The sequence below is a fragment of the Cyclobacteriaceae bacterium genome, from assembly GCA_013141055.1.
GTDB lineage: Bacteria > Bacteroidota > Bacteroidia > Cytophagales > Cyclobacteriaceae > ELB16-189.
This window is the reverse complement of record JABFRS010000002.1, coordinates 452083-470031: the sequence shown is the minus strand read 5'-3', so window position 1 is coordinate 470031 and position 17949 is coordinate 452083. Positions and strand designations below refer to the sequence as shown.

Below are 17949 nucleotides of genomic sequence, written 5' to 3'. Positions count from 1 at the left end.
CTCAGAATCTGTAACTGTAAGTGAAAGAGGAAACAAACTCACGTGTTAATCCATCAGGACTAAACTGACGTTGGGTGATCTTATGTCCCAGTAAAAGCTTGATGCTGGAGCGAACATTAAAGCTATAGCCTACAGTACCAATTCCTGACATTGCCAGACCAATGGCTTCATTTCCTGCCGCATCAAATGAAGTGCGCTGTCCTGCAAAGTTTGTGATCTTGTCCGCTGTAATTCTGTAGATCGGTAAAACTCCGAGAGAGAAGTTGAGCCTGTTGAATCTGAAGTTCCGTTCAACGCGGATCATGACATCAATCCCACGACGAAGCTCTGTTGCGTTTGCATACTTCTGAATATAATCAAGTTCATCTGGATCATTATCCACCCAGCGATGCCAGTCAAACTGATTATTGTTGCTGTTCAAAGGGACCTGGATTCCAGTGGCCAGCAACCATTTCCGGTTGATGAGAGATACACCCGCGATAAGGTCGTACGTTCCCAGGCTGGTTTGATAATACATCGGGAGAGCATTTCCTTCTGAAGTCGAGAAGTCTGAGTTGTTGGTTGGAATCTTGCCTCCAAAGGAAACATTCAGATCAAAACGATCATTGGAGATAACGTTGCGGGTAAAACAAATCGAGATATCACTTACAGATGAAGTAGTGGCGAGCCGGCCTTCAACATGCTGAAAGGGTAGCTTTACCTGAAGGGTAGTCTTGTTGAAGATGCTGAAATTCATGTCGAGTGTTGCGACATAGATAACAGGAGTGAGTGTAGTGGTTCCGCGATAGAAGCTGAGATCCATGTTATTCAGCTTGAACTTGATCTTCTTATTGAAAGACTGATCAGGCTTCATGGCACCCATTGTGCAAAACCCTGCATCACTGCAGCCCTGCGAAAAAGCAGTTATTGAGAATAGGATGGAGACAACGGTAAGGGCTATTCGCATCATCAGTAGGTACTGATTGACAGTTAAGGTTTATGATACACGACTAAATACGATAGAGCTAAATCAAAGATTACATTCCAAGACTTTGATTCTCGATAGATGCAAGCTCGATGATCTTCGCGTACTCGGCAGCATTCAGGTCGTTGAAGAAATAATGGACCGGATTAACCTGAGCTCCGTTAATGAAAACTTCATAGTGAAGGTGAGGTGCGGTTGAAAGGCCTGTGTCGCCAACAAATCCTATGAGCTCACCGCGTTTGATATGCTGACCATTGCGCACCACAAAGGCATGCATGTGTGCGTAGCGTGTGCGATATCCAAAGCCGTGGTTGATCTCAACTTTTTTACCATAACCAGTAAAGCTCACTTCAACATTATCAATTACACCATCAGCAGTAGCATAGATAGGAGTTCCGATGGGTGCGGCGAAGTCAATACCGGTATGCATCTTCCTGTATTTGTAGATTGGGTGGATACGGAATCCGAAACCAGATGCAAGTACAACAGTGTTTTTCTTTGGAATGGGCTGAATGGCAGGGATGGCTGCAAAAAGAGCTTCCTTGTTCTGAGCCAGCTCAATGATCTCGTCATGAGATTTTGATTCGATATAAACCTTGCGGCGAAGTTTGTCTAATGATTCGTTCAGATTGACAATGATCTCTTCATGATCGATATCCTTGTTTTTAATGTCTTCGTAACGGTCTACACCACCTACGCCGGCTTCACGAATGGACTTGTCAATAGGTTCTGAGCCCAGGACAACGCGATAGATATTATCATCGCGTTCTGCCATTTCTTTTACATTCTTATCAAGACTTACAACTTTCTTCTGAGCTTCTTCAAAATAGAAGGTCATCTCTTTTATTTCATTCTTGAGACGGACTTCTTTAGGTGATTCAAAGTAATTACCGTGAAGGAATACGAGACCTACGGCCATCGAAACGGTGAGGGATAAGATTCCCAATGCGTTAAGGACGATGTCTCCGGTAGAGGTTTTTACCCGGATATACTTACAGGATTCGGTGTCGTAGAAGTACTTAATCTTTGCCATTCGAATAATTTATTTACCTGAGGGGCGGAACGCTTTTATAACCAATTCATTGCATTCCAGATAGGGCCCACCCAGCAAATCTACGCAATAAGGAATAGATGGAAAAACGGCGTCCAGACACTGGCGGATTGCCTGCGGTTTTCCGGGCAAATTGAGGATCAGGGTCTTGTTGCGGATTCCGGCCGTTTGGCGGGAAAGTATGGCTGTGGGTACAAATTTGAGGCTTTCCTGGCGCATCAGCTCCCCGAATCCAGGCATCATTTTGTCGCAGACGGCCTCCGTAGCCTCGGGGGTAACATCACGTCTGGAAGGGCCGGTCCCGCCGGAAGTAATGATCAGGCAGCAGCCCTTGTTGTCGGCCATTTCAATCAGCGTTTTACTGATCAATTCCTGTTCGTCCGGAATGACAGCATACTCTTTTTCCCAGGGACTGGTGAGATACTCATCCAGCGTGCTTGCGATCGCCTTGCCGGGAATGTCTTCATAAATTCCTTTGCTGGCTCTGTCTGAAATGTTAATAATACCGATACGAATCATGAAATTGGTTTGAGGATTTGAAGAATGGAGCATTCCATCTTCATCACTTGGCAATACAACGGTCAGGTCTTGTACCGGATATTCTTTGATCTACCTTTCTTATAGATCATGGCGCCTTTAGCTTTGCCTTTCCTTAGTTCTTTTTGCTCGACAGGGGAGAGTGCAATTACTTCTTTGCATTCGACTGAACAACATCCGTTGAATTTTTCAGCACACTCTGTGCATTGAATAAATAACAAGTGACATCCTTCATTCCTGCAGTTGGTATGGTCGTCACAGGGTTTGCCGCATTGATGACACACGCTGATGATCTGATCAGAGATGCGTTCGCCTAAGCGTTCATCAAATACAAAGTTCTTGCCGATGAATTTATTTTCTTCTCCCTGCTCTTTAACCTGCTTTGCGTATTCTATAATTCCTCCGTCGAGCTGAAACACATTCTTGAATCCGCGATGCTTCATCCATGCGCTTGCCTTTTCACAGCGAATGCCGCCCGTGCAATACATGACAATGTTCTTATCCTTCTTTTCTTCCAGCATCTTTTCAACGATGGGTAGTGAAGCTTTGAAAGTATCGACATCAGGACAGATGGCGTTCTGGAAATGTCCGACTTCGCTTTCATAATGATTACGCATGTCGACGATGATCGTTTGAGGATCTGCGGTGAGCTTGTTGAATTCATGGGCATTCACATGTGTTCCTGAATCGGTAACATCAAAGCTCTTATCATCCAGACCGTCGGCAACGATCTTTTTCTTTACCTGGATCTTTAATATGAAAAATGATTTACCATCATCATCTACTGCCGTGTTCAATCGTGAGCCCTTCAGGAAATCAATTGAATGAAAGGATGATTTAAACTCTTCGAATTTATCTTTCTCAATGCTGACCTGCCCGTTAATTCCTTCATGAGCAACATATACTCTGCCCATTACTCCGAGAGGGAACCACGATGCGTAAAGCTGATCTCTGAATTCTTTAGGTTCAGCGATCTGATGGTATTTATAAAAGGAGAGGGTAATACGGTTTTGTGGCGTGCTGTGCAGTTGCTGCTTTAGAATGCGTTTATCAAGGTGATTGTGCAGGGGCTTCATACCAGACTGCAAAAATACGTCTTGATCAGGGATTCAGCAATCGGTAAGTCTATCGGTGCCGGCATCCGGAAGTCCTAAAAAATATATTCACAATCCGTAACAACAGGAATGGTTTGCCGTATGTTTATGGATACTCAACACAGGCTTCTGGTTCGGTCTGCAGTGAGAAATCAGCTCTGATAAGGTGGCGTTTAACGGCTGATTTTAAACCCTTGATCCTGGGTTTTACCTTGGTTCAGACTAGGTTTTACCTAGGTTCAGCCTAGGTTCAAGCTAGGTTCAAGCTAGGTTCGAGCTAGGTTCGAGCTAGGTTCAGGCTAGGTTCGAGCTAGGTTCACCCTAGGTTCGAGCTAGGTTCACCCTAGGTTCAGGCTAGGTTCACCCTAGGTTCAGGCTAGGTTCCCACTACCTTCATATCCTATTCACCCCAGGTTTATCATAGGTACTTTCCTCTTGACTATCAGTAAGATGTGTGATTAGGTGCGGAAGGTGATCCTGTCTTATATCTATTTCGAAGGTTTTAATTGACCCTTCAAAAGCAGATTGTACTCTTCACATGTCAGGTAGCCTTTCTGATGACAATGCGTGCAAGCTTTGTAGGTCTCTCCGAAATAATCCTTTTTAATGATAACGGTTGAGCCATTGCAGATAGGGCAGGTGACCTTGCCTGTTGGACCACAGTCGATGGTGTAATCTTTGGAAAGAACTTCAAGTGCTTTTTGAGTTTCAGCAGTTTGTTGTTGTAACAGCATGGCTTCCGATTTCTTTAACCAATCAGATGCTTCGGCAGAATGCTGGCCAGTGGTTCCTTTGAGTTGAATGTATTTCGTCAGCCAGTCAATACTTTGTTTGTACTTGCCGATGAAGTAGGAGTTCTTTCCAAAATAAAAAGTAAGATCCGATGGAATGCTCTTCATATTACTGAGAGCATATTTCAATTTCTCATCTGCGATGGCATACTTCTCATTGTCCATGTAGTAGATCCCGGAGTCCATCTGGGCTCTTATCTGCCTGGCTTTCTCAAATTCACGTTGTTGCTCCATCTGAGCAAGCTTCTCTTTCTCCGTGTACTGAGCGAAGGAGCTTGTGAAAGCGAAAAGTAAACCGACCAACAGAAAGTACTTCATTACTGAAAACGTTTTTTAGGAATATTCAACCACTCGAGAGTAGCGTTAACAAAAATATCTTCTTTTACCTTTTTTGGAAAGTCTGAATCTTCAATAAACTTTCCAATCTCAAGATCTCCCAATGGAAACGGATAATCAGAGCCTAATGTTATTCTGTTTGATCCTACCATTTTTATAACATACTCAAGCATTAATGGATCGTGTGTGATGCTATCAACCCAGAATTTCCCCAGGTATTTTTTAGGATCAACAGGATTATCAATCGCTACGAGGTCAGGTCTGCATTCAAAACCATGCTGGATACGTCCGATCGTTGGAAGGAAAGATCCGCCGGCATGAGCAAAATTGACCCTTAGCTTCGGAAGTCTTTCAAAAATCCCGCCAAAGATCATCGAGCATGCAGCACGTGAAGTTTCAGCCGGCATTCCTACAAGCCATGGCAACCAGTAGCGCGACATGTTTTTTTCACCCATCATGTTCCAGGGGTGAACCAGCACCGCCATTCCCTGCTTTTCACATGCTTCAAAGATTGGAAAGAAGCGTTCCTCATTTAGATTTTCATCGTTGATATTGGATCCAATCTGAATTCCATGCAATCCTATTTTTTTGCAGCGCGCCACTTCTTCTACTGCCAGCTCTGTGTCCTGCATGGGTAACGTTCCCAGGCCTACATAATTGCGGGGATACTTGGCGACGAGCTTGCCGATATGATCATTCAGGAATTTTGAAAGTTCCAGGCAATCGGATGGTTTGGCCCAATATGAAAACATAACAGGGATCGTACACACAACCTGCACCTGCGTGTTAAACTCTTCGTACTCTTTGATACGCAATTCTGCATTCCAGCAATTCTCTTTGATCTCACGAAAGAACTGATTGCCGCGCATCATATTGGCATAACCCTTTCTGTGATGCTGAAGATAAATGAAGTCGCCATAGCCAAACTTATCGCTCCAGTTGGGCATCTTCTTTGGCAGAATGTGGGTATGGCTATCGATTTTCACTTATGGAGCTGGAAAGCGGAAAGCTAAAAGTTTAAAACTTGTCAATCAAATTTCAGTATACCCATCAGTCCGAAAATGATCTGATAGATCCTCGTGCTCAGGGCTCCATCGTTGCCGGATGATCTGCACGCGTCGATTTATCGAGATATTGGTTAAACCGTTTGGTCGAAGTAAAATGTAATCAAGCAGCAGCCGGTACTCTTTTCGCGTGATACAAAGATCGTTGATGGGACGATCCATCGTATACTGTTGCTCACCTTCCAGATCTCCATCGATCGCCTTGAACTTTTCCAGCATAGTTGAATAGCGGGGGAGACGGTCAACAAAGCTTTGTGAAATATCAGCAGGTAATTGTGGTGGAAGCGATTTGATCGTATTGAGATCACCGCAGATCAGCTGGGGAATTCCTTCTTTTGTATGAGGATCCAGCAACTCAGAAGCAAGCTGCATATATTGATCATACATAATATTCTGAGCGCCGAATGCCTGAAGATGTGTACCTACTACCTGAATGATCTTTCCATTGACATCGATCTCTGCCATCATCGCACCCTTTCTTGACATTTTATCAATGCCGCTTCTTGATGAGAACCGGATCTGATGATAATCCCTGATTGGATATTTGCTGAAAAGCATGACTCCGCCATTGGTTTTTAATCCTATAAATTTCTTATTCAATACAGGAGTGTGGTGAGGATATTTTTTAGCGAGACCTTTTGTAATGATCCTTCTGCTTCTCTTCTGAAACATTTCCTGAAAGACAATCACATCATAGTTGCGCTGATTAAGCTGCTCAACAATGGCACGGGCTCTTATCACTTTGCTATTGCTCTTGATGATGGGAAGCATCTGGATATTCCAGGAAAGTACTGTGACGGAATCCTGACCCGAACAGAGTTCAGTCAAAAGCAGAAAGCTCAGAAGAAATAATAGCCTGCTCAATGATTGGTTGTTAGGTCACTCACTATAGCAGTGAATTGATCTTTGCATGATACAGCAGCATGATGGTCTTCCCATCTTTGATCTCACCGGACGGGATCATCGCCAGCGCTTTGTCAAAGGGCAGCTCTAATACTTCTATGTCTTCATCTTCAAGTCCACCGCCATCATTTATTTTTTCCTTGCTGGAATATTCGGCAACGAAAAAGTACAGCACTTCAGTAACCGATCCGGGGGACATGTATGCTTCGAAGATCTTCTTGACTTCTTTTACCTGATAGCCGGTTTCTTCTTCTGTTTCTCTTTTGATGGCAACATCAGGTTTATCCTTATCCAGCAAACCAGCACACGCTTCGATCAACATTCCATCAGCATTTCCATTGATGAAAGTGGGTAAACGAAACTGGCGGGTTAGAATGACTGTCTTTTGGATCTTGTTATAAAGCAATATGACCGCGCCATTACCGCGATCATATGCTTCTCTTTCCTGTGTTTGCCAGGTTCCGTCTTTTTTTAGATAATCAAACGTTATCTTTTTAAGAGTATACCAGTTATCGGATAGAATTTGCTCTTTCTGAATCTTAACTTTTTTGTTCATTCAATTAAAGTGAATAAGGTGCACGATACTCCCTTTTCACAAACGCATTTGCCTGATCAAAGTTTGTCACCTTCATGTTATTTCCATCCCATAGCAACTTGATGCCTCTTCCGGGATAATCAAACTGGTTTGGTCTGTCGGTACGAGGCACGCGGATGTCATTACTTCTTATCGCAAGATTTCCCATCAGGATTGTCTCCGTCAGTGGTCCTGCAATATCGAATGGTGAGCTTACTTCTGTTTTACCGTATCCGGCAAGACAAGCTTCTACCCATTGTGCATAGTGTCCTTCTGAACTTCCGGTAACTCTCTTTATCGTTTGAGGAATGGTTATCTCCTTGTTTTTGGTAGTAGGAAGGAGGGAAGGCTGCGCACCATAAACACCGCACATCATCTTACCCTTTGTTCCGATGAAGAGCACACCGTTTGCTCCCTGTGGATCTCCCATCTTTTCGAGTGGTCCGAGTTCCTCAGGTCTTTCAGGTTGGATACCGCCATCCATCCAGTGTAGCTTAATAGGAGGCTTTCCATTCTTTGAAGGGAATGTGAATATGATGGATGAAGAGGGTGGTCCGCTTTCAGGAAAATATCCACGCTTGAATTCATCTACATACACGCTACCGACACTTGCTGTTACATCAATTGGATAATTCAATCCCAGAACTTTGAAAGGTGGTTCAATGATGTGACATCCCATATCGCCAAGAGCACCTGTTCCATAATCCCACCAGCCTCTCCAGTTGAAAGGAACAAGCTTGTTTACATAATCTCTCCACGGTGCAGTACCTAACCAAAGATCCCAATCCAGTTCTGTTGGAACGGCAGCTTTCTCTGCTGGCCATGCAACACCCTGAGGCCACACCGGACGATCTGTCCAGCAGTACACTGTATGAACATCACCCAGCAATCCGGCATTATACCATTCTGCCAATTGACGAACACCATCTCCGGATGCTCCCTGATTACCCATCTGGGTTACAACCTTATATTTCTTTGCAGCTTCCGTGAGCATACGTGCTTCATGGATGTCATGCGTCAATGGTTTCTGAACATAGACGTGCTTGCCCATCTTCATGGCTGCCATCGCTTGTACAGCGTGACTGTGATCAGGAGTAGAAACACTCACTGCATCAAAGTTCTTGCCTTCCTTGTCAAGCATGACACGATAGTCTTTGTAATATTTTGCCTTTGGAAAATCTCTCACTGCAAATGCAGCACGACGATCATCTACGTCACATAGAAAAGCAATTTCTGCTTTGCCACTCTTTGCGAAATTGGTGATATCACTATGGCCTTTTCCTCCAACTCCAATTCCTGCAACGTAAAGTTTGTCGCTGGGAGCTGTGAAGCCCGGGCCGCCCAGAACCTCGCGGGGTACAATTGTAAAAGCTGCTGCTGCAAGACCCAGTGTTTTAAGAAAACCTCTTCGTGACTGATCGTTCGTTACTTTCATGTTTATCCTTTTTAGATTCTTAACTGATTATGATTCAAACTTGACACACTCTGCAAGTGTCTTCTCATCGTACTTAACTCCGTACTGGGCAAGTACATCCTGTGGAACGCCATCCCATTGCGTAGGACTATTACCCACATATCCTAAATCCTTGATGCCGATCTTGCTGGTGAAGAAGCCTGTGGCAGTGAGGTCACGCATTAAATTAAAGAAGGCAACTCCCTGTTGCATTTCAGGCTTGGCTTTCTCAGGCCATGCAATTTCATCCACCATTTCAATCTGCTGTTGTGAAGTGCTGTCAGAGAAAGGTTTATTGAAACGTTTTAAGCATTGCATGTCGAGCCACTTAAGTCCGCCACGTAATGGCAACTGATGTCTTGGCATATCTTTTACGATAAACTCAATGAAATCAGGGACCTTGGCATCTGTAGCGCTTCCGGAAGTATCATCCCTTGGAATGATGATATCCACCAGGATGGTAATGGTTTTCATTTCGTGATCATCAAAGAACTTCTCGGCAGAGATCTTTTTGAAATGAGCAATTTCTTCCGGCTGTCGTGCAGGGCCGCCTTCTGCCTCCGCTGTATTAACTGCTACCGGTGCATCTTTTGGTTTCTCCGGTGCACAGGATTCAAGAATGACTCCTGTTGAGATCGTTCCGACGGCAAGAGTCTTCAGATATTTTCGTCTATCCATAATGTTGTTAGTTAGCTATTGTGTTACCACAACTCCGTTTAAATATTCTGTCTTTTTAATTCGTCAATAATATACTCCGATGCTCTCATGGAAAGCGCAAGGATGGTCCATGTAGGATTCTTGTCAGCTTGTGAAACGAATGGTCCGCCATCCACTACAAACAGATTCTTGCAATCATGCGCCTGGTTGAATTTATTAAGCGCTGACTTCTTAGGATCATTGCCCATGCGAACAGTTCCTACTTCGTGAATGATCCTTCCCGGAGCTTCAAGTCCGTAATTATCTTCTTTGCCTTTCAGTCCCCAGGTGATTTCGCCACCCATTTTATGAATGATCTCCTGAAAAGTTTCCTGCATATGCTTGGCCTGGTTGATCTCATGGTCACTCCATGTGTAATGAAATCTTAGAACAGGAATTCCGAATTTATCCACAACGTTTGGATCGATCTCACAGTAGTTGTCCTCTCTTGCGATTGCTTCACCGCGACCGGCCATTCCAAAAGAAGCTCCATAGAAATAACGGTAGTCATCTTTCAAGGAAGCGCCGTAGCCGCCACCGTCTTTCCTGACGCCGTTTCTTACAGGATATTTTCCATTCAGGTTTTGCATTCCAAATCCAAAACCATATCCGGGCATTCCCATTCCGCCGCCATATTCAATGTGATATCCACGGGGGAAGTTCAGCTTCTTATTATCAAGCCACCATGGTGAGTAAACATGCAATCCGCCCACGCCATCTTCATTGTAGCGCTTGCGATCAAACAACTTCGGCATGATGCCGCCCATTCCAACTCCTGTTGAATCATGAAGGTATTTTCCAATGACATTGCTTGCGTTGGCAAGACCATTCGGATTTCTGGATGACCTGGAGTTCAATAGAAGTCTTGCTGATTCACCTGCACTCGCTGCCAGGATCACAACTTTACCGCTAACCTGATATTCCTGAAGATCATTCTTATCAACGTAAGAGATACCGGTTGCCTTTCCTTCATCATTGGTGAGGACCTCACGTGCCATCGCATTTGGAATCACATCGACATTTCCTGTTTCAAGCGCTGGCTTTACCAACACAGACGAAGATGAGAAGTCTCCATACACCATACAGCCTCTGCTGCATTGTGCGCAATAGAAGCAGGCCTTTCGCTTATCGTTGTCAGGTAATGCTTTAGTAAGAATTGAGAGTCGTGATGGAACAACAGGAATGCCAAGCGCATTGCCTGCATCTTTTACAAATAATTCATGAAGGCGCGGTTTCGGTGGTGGAAGAAAAATTCCATCCGGCTCGTTAGGCATATTTTCCTTTGTGCCGAATACACCGATAAGCTTGTCGACGCGATCATAGAAAGGAGCGACATCATCATAGCCTATTGGCCAATCGTCGCCGAGACCATCAATACTTTTATGCTTGAAATCTTTTGGTCCAAAACGGAGAGAGATTCTTCCCCAGTGATTGGTCCGTCCGCCTACCATGCGTGATCTGAACCAGTCGAACTTCGTTCCGTCTTTGCGGGTATAAGGTTCACCTTCAATTTCCCATCCGCCATAAGCGGCATCAAAATCCCCAAACGGCCTGTGATTTCCTGCACCTCTGCGGGGAGATTCATAGGGCCATTTAAGCTGGGTAATATTCTTGGCTGGATCGTAAAGAGGTCCTGCCTCAATGAGTGCAACTTTGATACCGGCATTCGCCAGAATATATGCTGCCATACCACCACCGGCACCGGATCCAACAATAACTACGTCGTAATTCTTAGGATTCTTCTTGATTTGAAAATCAGGCATGAGGAGAGTTTAAATTCTTAACTCTCTAAATGTAGATTTTATTTTTTCAAAAGTGAAAGCCCCGCCCGCCGACAGGTGTGGAAAAAGTAGGAGCGGTTTATTTATCCTTTTTTGGTACCGGGTCAAAGCCACTGGTGCCCCAGGGATGGCAGCGTGCTATCCTCTTACTACCCATCCAGATACCTTTTATAACTCCCCATTCCTGAATTGCTTCAACAGTATATTGGGAGCAGCTTGGAACGTGACGACATCCTGACCCGAGAAGAGGTGATAGCGTCGCCTGATAAACTCTGATGGGGAATATGAAGATCTTTTTTAGCAAAGAGAGAAGATTATAATTTGTAATTCAGGCTATTCGATAGCGTACGTGATCTCACCATCTTTGCCATCCTTCAATTGAACGCCGATATCTTTAAGGTCATCGCGTATTTTGTCTGACAAAGCATAGTTGCGGTCAACCCGTGCCTTTTTCCTCAACTCAATCAGAACTTTTATAGTTCCATCAAGAAGCTGATCATCATGAGAAGATTCTTCTTTTAAACCAAGAGCATCTTCCATAAATCCAATGTAAGCAGCCTTGAATTTTTCAAAGACTTCACCATCGACTTTGGATATGGGAAGATTTCCTGATTTGAAGTCATTAATCCTGGATGCCATTTCAAATAGCACAGCAAGTGTCTTTGCGGTATTGAAGTCATCGCTCATGTTCTCATAACATGACACCACCAGTGACTCAAGCCCGTCTGAAATTTCTTTATCAGGTTGATTGGTATCGGAGGGCAGGAGAGTCTTAATAATGGTTAGCGCTGAACTTAACTTTTTGTATCCCTTCTCAGCAGCAACCAATGCTTCATTTGAAAAATCAAGTGTACTTGAATAGTGCGACTGCAGCATAAAGAATCTCACCGTCATCGGGCTGAATCCTTTTTCAAGCATGGCATGTTTTCCGGAGAATAGCTCAGATGGTAAAAATGAGTTGCCGAGGGACTTGCTCATCTTCTGTCCATTAACCGTAAGCATATTGGAATGCAGCCAGTAGTTCACCGGAATTTTTCCATTGGCGCCGGTAGCCTGAGCGATCTCACATTCATGGTGAGGAAATTTTAAATCCATTCCACCGCCGTGAATGTCAAAGGTTTCACCAAGATATTTTGTGCTCATCACGGTGCACTCAATGTGCCAGCCGGGGAAGCCATCGCCCCACGGAGAAGGCCACCTCATGATATGCGCTGGTGATGCTTTTTTCCAGAGAGCAAAATCTATCTTCTCACGTTTCTCATCCTGACTGTCAAGGTCGCGGCCACTCTCCATCAGGTCTTCAATGTTCCGGCCTGATAAAATTCCGTAATGATGAGAAGCGTTGTATTTTTTTACATCAAAGTAAATAGACCCATTGACCTCATACGCCAATCCAAGGCCAATCAGTTTTTGTGTGATCTGAATTTGTTCAACGATGTGTCCGGTGGCGGAAGGTTCAATGCTGGGAGGGAGGATGTTGAACTGCCTCATCACGGAGTGAAAGTCTTCCGTGTAGCGCTTTACGATTTCCATCGGCTCAAGCTGTTCTACCCGTGCCTTCTTGCCGATCTTGTCTTCTCCTTCGTCGGCATCATTTTCAAGATGGCCTACATCGGTGATGTTGCGTACATAACGTACTTTATAACCCAGGAATCTTAGATATCTTGATACAATGTCGAATGACAGGAAAGTTCGTGCGTTTCCAAGATGCACATTATTGTAAACGGTAGGTCCGCAAACATACATTCCTACAAAGCCAGGATTGACAGGTGTAAAACTCTCCTTTTTGCCGCTAAGGGAATTCGTCAGGGAGAGGGGATATATTTCGTACAGCTTCATTTTCTGATTTAACGGGCGAAGCTAATAAAAAGTCGTATGGCAATCTTTATTTGTGCCCCCTCCTTATTTTTTAGTGATCTTGAACTCAACCCTGCGGTTCATTCTGCGGTGTTCTTCAGTATCGTTCTTTACCACTGGATTTGCAGGACCATATCCCTTGCCTGTGATTCTCTTTTGAGCAATTCCTTTGGAAACCATATATTTTTTCACCGCACCCGCACGATCCATTGATAACAGGATCAGGCTGACTTCACGGCCCACGTTATCGGTATATCCTCCAAGCTCAATTTCCATTGTTGGATTTTCCTGCATGATAGTGATCAGACGGTCCAACTCCGCATAGGATTCTGGTTTAAGAACGGGTTTAGCCTGTTCAAAGAAGACGTTGTTTAGCTGCAGTACCTGACCGGCAATGATTGGCAGCAGGTAAAGATCCTTTTCAATTTCAGTGTACTTACTGATCGTAGTCAATTCAAGATTTTCATTCACGGATAAATGTCCCAATGCCGCAGCGTGGAATCCATAATTGGCACCATAGGGCAATGTGATCTGATAGCTTCCGTTTTTTGGTTCGGATACCGCTTCACCGACTTCTTTGTTGGTGGTAAGATTATCGATCAGGATGTTTGCGGAAATAGGCTGCTTTGTCTTTGCATCAAGGGTTCTGCCGCGCACTAATACAACAGGATCGGGCTGCAGTTCTTTGACAAGCTTCACTCTTATAATGTCGCTCTTGCCGAAACCGCCCTGATTGGAAACCATATAAGCATATTCACCCGAAGCAGGAACAACATAATATGCATCGAACGAAGGTGAATTGATCTCAGGTCCAAGATTGACAGGCTCTGTCCAGTTTGTCCATCCATCACCGATTCGTTTGCTCATGAAGATGTCGCCATTTCCATAGCCAGCTCTTCCGGTAGTGGAGAAATAAAGTGTACGATCATCAGCGGCAAGGAAAGGGGAGATCTCATCGCGACGGGTGTTGATCTTAGGTCCCATATTGATAGGGTCGCTCCATTTTCCATTCTTATCCTGAAGTGAAACATAAAAATCACGCTCATCTTCGCCCTTGTCGTAAAAAAGATTGTTGACATTCTTTGCTGTGAAGATGATAGACTTTCCATTAGGAGCCAGATAGGATTCAAAATGCTTTGCTTCGTTTACGAAGGTCAGACCGATTGGCTTTGGTGCACCCCATCCTGATTCATTTCTGCTGATGGACCAGAATTCCTTTGAGTCAACAAACAGGATTGTGTTGTTATCCGTACTGACAGAACTATAGTTATCAACTTTAGGAGTGTTGATAGGTGCTCCAAGATTCTGAGCTTTCGACCATTTTGTACCATCCCATGTTGAAAGGTAATAGTCTTCACCATCTGCCACGCCTCCCAGATTGCCTTCATAATCCTGTCTTCCAAAGTACAGATTGCGACCGTCAGCGGTGATGATCGGCATCAGATCGGAAGAGGCGGTGTTAATGGCATCGCCCATATTCTCTTTAACCAACCCTTTTGTAAGATTAGTGGGTAAGTTGATCTTAAGTTCTTTTTGAGCGAAGCTGTAATCGTCTGCTTCTACTTTCATTTTAGTGTATGACACCAATCCGATTCCCGAACCCTTCCAGCGGAACGCATCCGTGGAAGTTACCTTTTGGTTATTGATGTAATAATTCAGTGTGTTGCCTACCTGCTCCACTTTTATTGTGTTGACTTCATTCAGTGGTTTTATAAGAGTAGTCTTTATCCATTCATTGATTCCCTTTACAGTCTTTGATTTATCCTGGGAAGCATTGTAGATGTAGTAATATCCATTCGCTGTAATGATGAAATAGTTCTGGGTATTTTCAGGCTTGCTGTGTGCCCAGGAAAGACCAACACCATTATCTTCATGACCTTCTGTTTGTCTCAGAGAGACTTCTGTAACGAAATCTTTTTCGAACTCTACATATGGGTAGATCGTGATGATCCATCCGCCTTCCGGAATGTCCAGAAACATTTTGCCATCATGAATGCTTTGAGAGCCGCCACCGGTTTCACCCAACCACCATCCATTACGATTGTCATCGAATTTATCCTGGATAGATTGATTCGCAGGGTTCTGTGAATAGGAGATGAGTGCAACTGCTACTGCCGCGATTGTCAAATAAATTTTACGAAGATTCATGGTGTCAAAAAGATCAGAGAATAATTACTTATAGGTTTAGTTGAATGTTACTCCCATTCCCAGGCATCGTCATTGATCAACTCAGCAACGACGGCCGTCCATCCTGTCTGGTGAGTCGCACCGACGCCACGCCCGGTGTCTCCATGGAAATATTCATAGAACAGGAGCAGGTCTTTATTCTCAGGTCTGCTGTAGAATTCAGCGTGATCTTTATGAACCGGTCTCTTGTCGTTATCATCCTTTTCAAAAATGGTGACAACACGTTTCGCCAGAGCATCAGAAATCCTTTCAAGATTCAGCCAGTTATCAGAGCCCGTAGGGTATTCCAGTTTAAGAGATTCACCATAGTATTGATAGTACTTCTTGAGAGCCTTGATCAGAAGGTAATTCGTTGGCATCCAGATCGGACCTCTCCAGTTGGAGTTTCCTCCAAACATTCCTGAAATAGATTCTCCCGGATCATATCCAATGCTGTACGTTCCGCCTGCTACATTAATAAAGTATGGATGTGCTTCATGGAATTTTGAAACGGCACGGATTCCTCCCGGTGCCAGGAATTCATTCTCATCCAGAAGCTTCTGAAGAATACGTACCAGCTTTTCTTTCTTAACCAGGGAGATCAGAATGTTCTCACCTTCTTTTACCTGCTCATTCGGCAGATACTTACCTGTCTTAAGGCGATAGTTCTTGAAATACTCAATGCGCTTCTGAAAGTCTTTCAGCTTGGCGATCTTTTTAAAGTCGATGATCGACACCGCGAACAATACGCTGAGTCCTACCGTGGAATGAACCTTGAGAGGAATACCTTCTCCGTTAGGCATCGTGAGAAGATCATAGAAGAAACCTTCATCCTCATCCCATAGCTTTGCCTCATTGATAGATTCTGCGATCAGGACGTAATGCTCATAGAATTTCGTGGCAACATCTTCAAAAGATGAATCGACCACGGCGATCTCGAGCGCGATGTCCATCATATTCAAGGCATACATGGCCATCCAGCTCGTTCCATCAACCTGTTCCAGTAAAGCTCCTTTTGGAATCTCATTCCTGTTGAAGACTCCGATGTTGTCCAGTCCAAGGAATCCTCCTTCAAAGATGTTATTGTCATTCTCATCTTTGCGGTTTACCCACCACGTGAAGTTGATCAGTAGCTTTTGAAAGACACGTTTCAGGAATTCGATATCTCCTGTTCCCTTGATCGTCTTCTCAATGCGATAGACGCAGAGTGCAGACCATGCATGAACGGGAGGGTTAACATCAGAGAAGTTCCACTCATACGCTGGTATCTGTCCCGCAGGATTCATATACCACTCACGCATCACCAGCAATAACTGGTTCTTTGCAAATACCGGATCAATGAGTGACATTGGAATACAATGGAATGCAAGATCCCATGCCGCATACCATGGATATTCCCAGGTATCAGGCATTGAAATGATATCTTCATTCTTCAGGTATTTCCACTGACTGTTTCTTCCTTGCTTCCTGCTTTCCGGAGGAGGGGGCTGTCCCGGATCTCCATTCAGCCAGCGCTCAACATCATAATGGAAGTATTGCTTACTCCACAAGAGGCTGGCAAACGTTTGACGTTGAATCGTCTTAACATCCGCCGTTGAATTGAGAGGTGCAAACTTCTCAAAGAACTCATCAGCTTCTTTCAATCGCTGGGCAAAGACCTTTTCCACATCGGTAAATGGATTCTTGTTTTCCTCTTTGCTTAACCGCAACAGGATCTTCTTGCTTCCCTTTCCTTTGATGCTCGCCTGATAGACAGGTGAGAACTTTGTTCCGTCATCCTTGCCATCAAGAATATTGGTCTGACCGTTAACAATTACTTTGTGAAAAGCATCCTTAACATAAGATGTGTTATCAGGCACTCCATATAATCTCTCCTGGTTGGTTTCATTTTCCGTGAAGAGGGTTCTGTCAGGAGTTTCAAAATAGAGATAGTAACGTCCAAGCTTTTCATGTTCCGTCACAACGGTGCCGAAACCTTTCTTGTCATTCTTTAATGTAATGGAAGGCTTCTTCTCCACATCGCTGGAGGCCCAACGGTTGGTAAACCAAAGTGTCGGCAATACTGTAATGTCTGCTGCCTTTTTTCCGCGATTGATAACTTCTATCTCAATCAGAATATCTTCATCACTGCTCTTGGCATAGGTAATGAATACATCGAAATACTGATTATCATTAAAGATGCCGGTATCCAAAAGTTCAAACTCTGGCTCCAGCTTGCCGCGACCGCGATTGATATTGATCAACGCTTCATAGGGATACGCCTGCTGAGGATACTTGTAAAGCATCTTCATATAATAATGAGTCGGCGTATTATCCAGGAAGTAGTAAAGCTCTTTGCAGTCTTCACCGTGATTCCCTTCACTGTTTGTCAATCCGAAAAAACGTTCTTTCAGGATAGGATCTTTTCCATTCCAGAGTGCAAGTGAAAAGCAAAGGTTCTGGTTGGTATCTGAAATTCCTCCGATACCATCTTCACCCCATCGGTATGCTTTTGATCTTGAATGATCATGCGTGACGAAATTCCATGCATCACCATTGGCACTATAATCTTCGCGCACAGTTCCCCACTGTCGTTCTGATAAATACGGTCCCCACTTAACTAACGGGACAGGTTTCTTTGCGTTTTCATCAAGACGTGCTTGTTCTGGGTTGGGAGTGCTGGGTGCCATGATTATTAATTAG

15 protein-coding genes are annotated in these 17949 nt (G+C 44.2%); all 15 read right to left on the bottom strand.

The features are described from left to right. Position 1 precedes the first annotated feature (1 nt). The 15 genes from HOP08_16580 to HOP08_16510 all read right to left on the bottom strand — a co-directional run bounded on the left by HOP08_16580 (position 2) and on the right by HOP08_16510 (position 17936). Positions 2-949, bottom strand: a complete 948-nt coding sequence (locus HOP08_16580; protein ID NOT76546.1) for a hypothetical protein — start codon at positions 947-949, stop codon at positions 2-4. Positions 950-1016: 67 nt separating this feature from the next. Beyond that, positions 1017-1997: a M23 family metallopeptidase gene (locus tag HOP08_16575; GenBank protein NOT76545.1), complete on the bottom strand. Its 981-nt coding sequence runs from the start codon at positions 1995-1997 to the stop codon at positions 1017-1019. Positions 1998-2006: 9 nt separating this feature from the next. Continuing rightward, positions 2007-2534 carry a molybdopterin adenylyltransferase gene (mog, locus tag HOP08_16570; GenBank protein NOT76544.1) on the bottom strand — a complete coding sequence of 176 codons (528 nt, stop codon included), beginning with the start codon at positions 2532-2534 and terminating at the stop codon, positions 2007-2009. A 62-nt stretch (positions 2535-2596) separates the two neighbouring features. Continuing rightward, positions 2597-3628 carry a rhodanese-related sulfurtransferase gene (locus tag HOP08_16565; GenBank protein ID NOT76543.1) on the bottom strand — a complete coding sequence of 344 codons (1032 nt, stop codon included), beginning with the start codon at positions 3626-3628 and terminating at the stop codon, positions 2597-2599. A 506-nt stretch (positions 3629-4134) separates the two neighbouring features. Further along, on the bottom strand, positions 4135-4755 hold the full coding sequence (locus tag HOP08_16560) for a hypothetical protein (GenBank protein ID NOT76542.1): 621 nt from the start codon (positions 4753-4755) through the stop codon (positions 4135-4137). After that, a complete protein-coding gene (locus HOP08_16555; protein NOT76541.1) occupies positions 4755-5759 on the bottom strand; it encodes an amidohydrolase in 1005 nt (334 codons plus the stop codon). Before HOP08_16555 ends, HOP08_16560 begins: the two co-directional genes overlap by 1 nt. A gap of 45 nt (positions 5760-5804) precedes the next feature. After that, positions 5805-6665, bottom strand: a complete 861-nt coding sequence (locus HOP08_16550; protein ID NOT76540.1) for a sphingomyelin phosphodiesterase — start codon at positions 6663-6665, stop codon at positions 5805-5807. Between the two features lie 58 nt (positions 6666-6723). After that, positions 6724-7296 (bottom strand): GDP-mannose pyrophosphatase NudK, encoded by a 573-nt coding sequence (gene nudK, locus HOP08_16545; protein ID NOT76539.1) that lies wholly within the window; start codon positions 7294-7296, stop codon positions 6724-6726. 4 nt (positions 7297-7300) lie between these two features. Continuing rightward, positions 7301-8749 (bottom strand): Gfo/Idh/MocA family oxidoreductase, encoded by a 1449-nt coding sequence (locus HOP08_16540; GenBank protein NOT76538.1) that lies wholly within the window; start codon positions 8747-8749, stop codon positions 7301-7303. A 27-nt stretch (positions 8750-8776) separates the two neighbouring features. Beyond that, on the bottom strand, positions 8777-9445 hold the full coding sequence (locus HOP08_16535; GenBank protein NOT76537.1) for a gluconate 2-dehydrogenase subunit 3 family protein: 669 nt from the start codon (positions 9443-9445) through the stop codon (positions 8777-8779). Positions 9446-9483: 38 nt separating this feature from the next. After that, positions 9484-11226 (bottom strand): GMC family oxidoreductase, encoded by a 1743-nt coding sequence (locus HOP08_16530; GenBank protein NOT76536.1) that lies wholly within the window; start codon positions 11224-11226, stop codon positions 9484-9486. Positions 11227-11323: 97 nt separating this feature from the next. Beyond that, on the bottom strand, positions 11324-11548 hold the full coding sequence (gene yidD, locus HOP08_16525) for a membrane protein insertion efficiency factor YidD (GenBank protein NOT76535.1): 225 nt from the start codon (positions 11546-11548) through the stop codon (positions 11324-11326). 29 nt (positions 11549-11577) lie between these two features. Continuing rightward, positions 11578-13083: a cysteine--tRNA ligase gene (locus HOP08_16520; protein ID NOT76534.1), complete on the bottom strand. Its 1506-nt coding sequence runs from the start codon at positions 13081-13083 to the stop codon at positions 11578-11580. A gap of 63 nt (positions 13084-13146) precedes the next feature. Continuing rightward, positions 13147-15249: an OmpA family protein gene (locus tag HOP08_16515; protein ID NOT76533.1), complete on the bottom strand. Its 2103-nt coding sequence runs from the start codon at positions 15247-15249 to the stop codon at positions 13147-13149. A 47-nt stretch (positions 15250-15296) separates the two neighbouring features. After that, the gene (locus HOP08_16510) at positions 15297-17936 is read right to left on the bottom strand and encodes a glucosidase (GenBank protein NOT76532.1); all 2640 of its coding nucleotides are present in this window, start codon (positions 17934-17936) and stop codon (positions 15297-15299) included. Positions 17937-17949 lie beyond the last annotated feature (13 nt).

What these genes read in the sequence shown, in the direction of transcription:
- HOP08_16580 (NOT76546.1), bottom strand. Translation starts at nt 949, where the DNA reads ATGATGCGAATAGCCCTTACCGTTGTCTCCATCCTATTCTCAATAACT.
- HOP08_16575 (NOT76545.1), bottom strand. Translation starts at nt 1,997, where the DNA reads ATGGCAAAGATTAAGTACTTCTACGACACCGAATCCTGTAAGTATATC.
- mog (NOT76544.1), bottom strand. Translation starts at nt 2,534, where the DNA reads ATGATTCGTATCGGTATTATTAACATTTCAGACAGAGCCAGCAAAGGA.
- HOP08_16565 (NOT76543.1), bottom strand. Translation starts at nt 3,628, where the DNA reads ATGAAGCCCCTGCACAATCACCTTGATAAACGCATTCTAAAGCAGCAA.
- HOP08_16560 (NOT76542.1), bottom strand. Translation starts at nt 4,755, where the DNA reads ATGAAGTACTTTCTGTTGGTCGGTTTACTTTTCGCTTTCACAAGCTCC.
- nudK (NOT76539.1), bottom strand. Translation starts at nt 7,296, where the DNA reads ATGAACAAAAAAGTTAAGATTCAGAAAGAGCAAATTCTATCCGATAAC.
- HOP08_16540 (NOT76538.1), bottom strand. Translation starts at nt 8,749, where the DNA reads ATGAAAGTAACGAACGATCAGTCACGAAGAGGTTTTCTTAAAACACTG.
- HOP08_16535 (NOT76537.1), bottom strand. Translation starts at nt 9,445, where the DNA reads ATGGATAGACGAAAATATCTGAAGACTCTTGCCGTCGGAACGATCTCA.
- HOP08_16530 (NOT76536.1), bottom strand. Translation starts at nt 11,226, where the DNA reads ATGCCTGATTTTCAAATCAAGAAGAATCCTAAGAATTACGACGTAGTT.
- HOP08_16520 (NOT76534.1), bottom strand. Translation starts at nt 13,083, where the DNA reads ATGAAGCTGTACGAAATATATCCCCTCTCCCTGACGAATTCCCTTAGC.
- HOP08_16515 (NOT76533.1), bottom strand. Translation starts at nt 15,249, where the DNA reads ATGAATCTTCGTAAAATTTATTTGACAATCGCGGCAGTAGCAGTTGCA.
- HOP08_16510 (NOT76532.1), bottom strand. Translation starts at nt 17,936, where the DNA reads ATGGCACCCAGCACTCCCAACCCAGAACAAGCACGTCTTGATGAAAAC.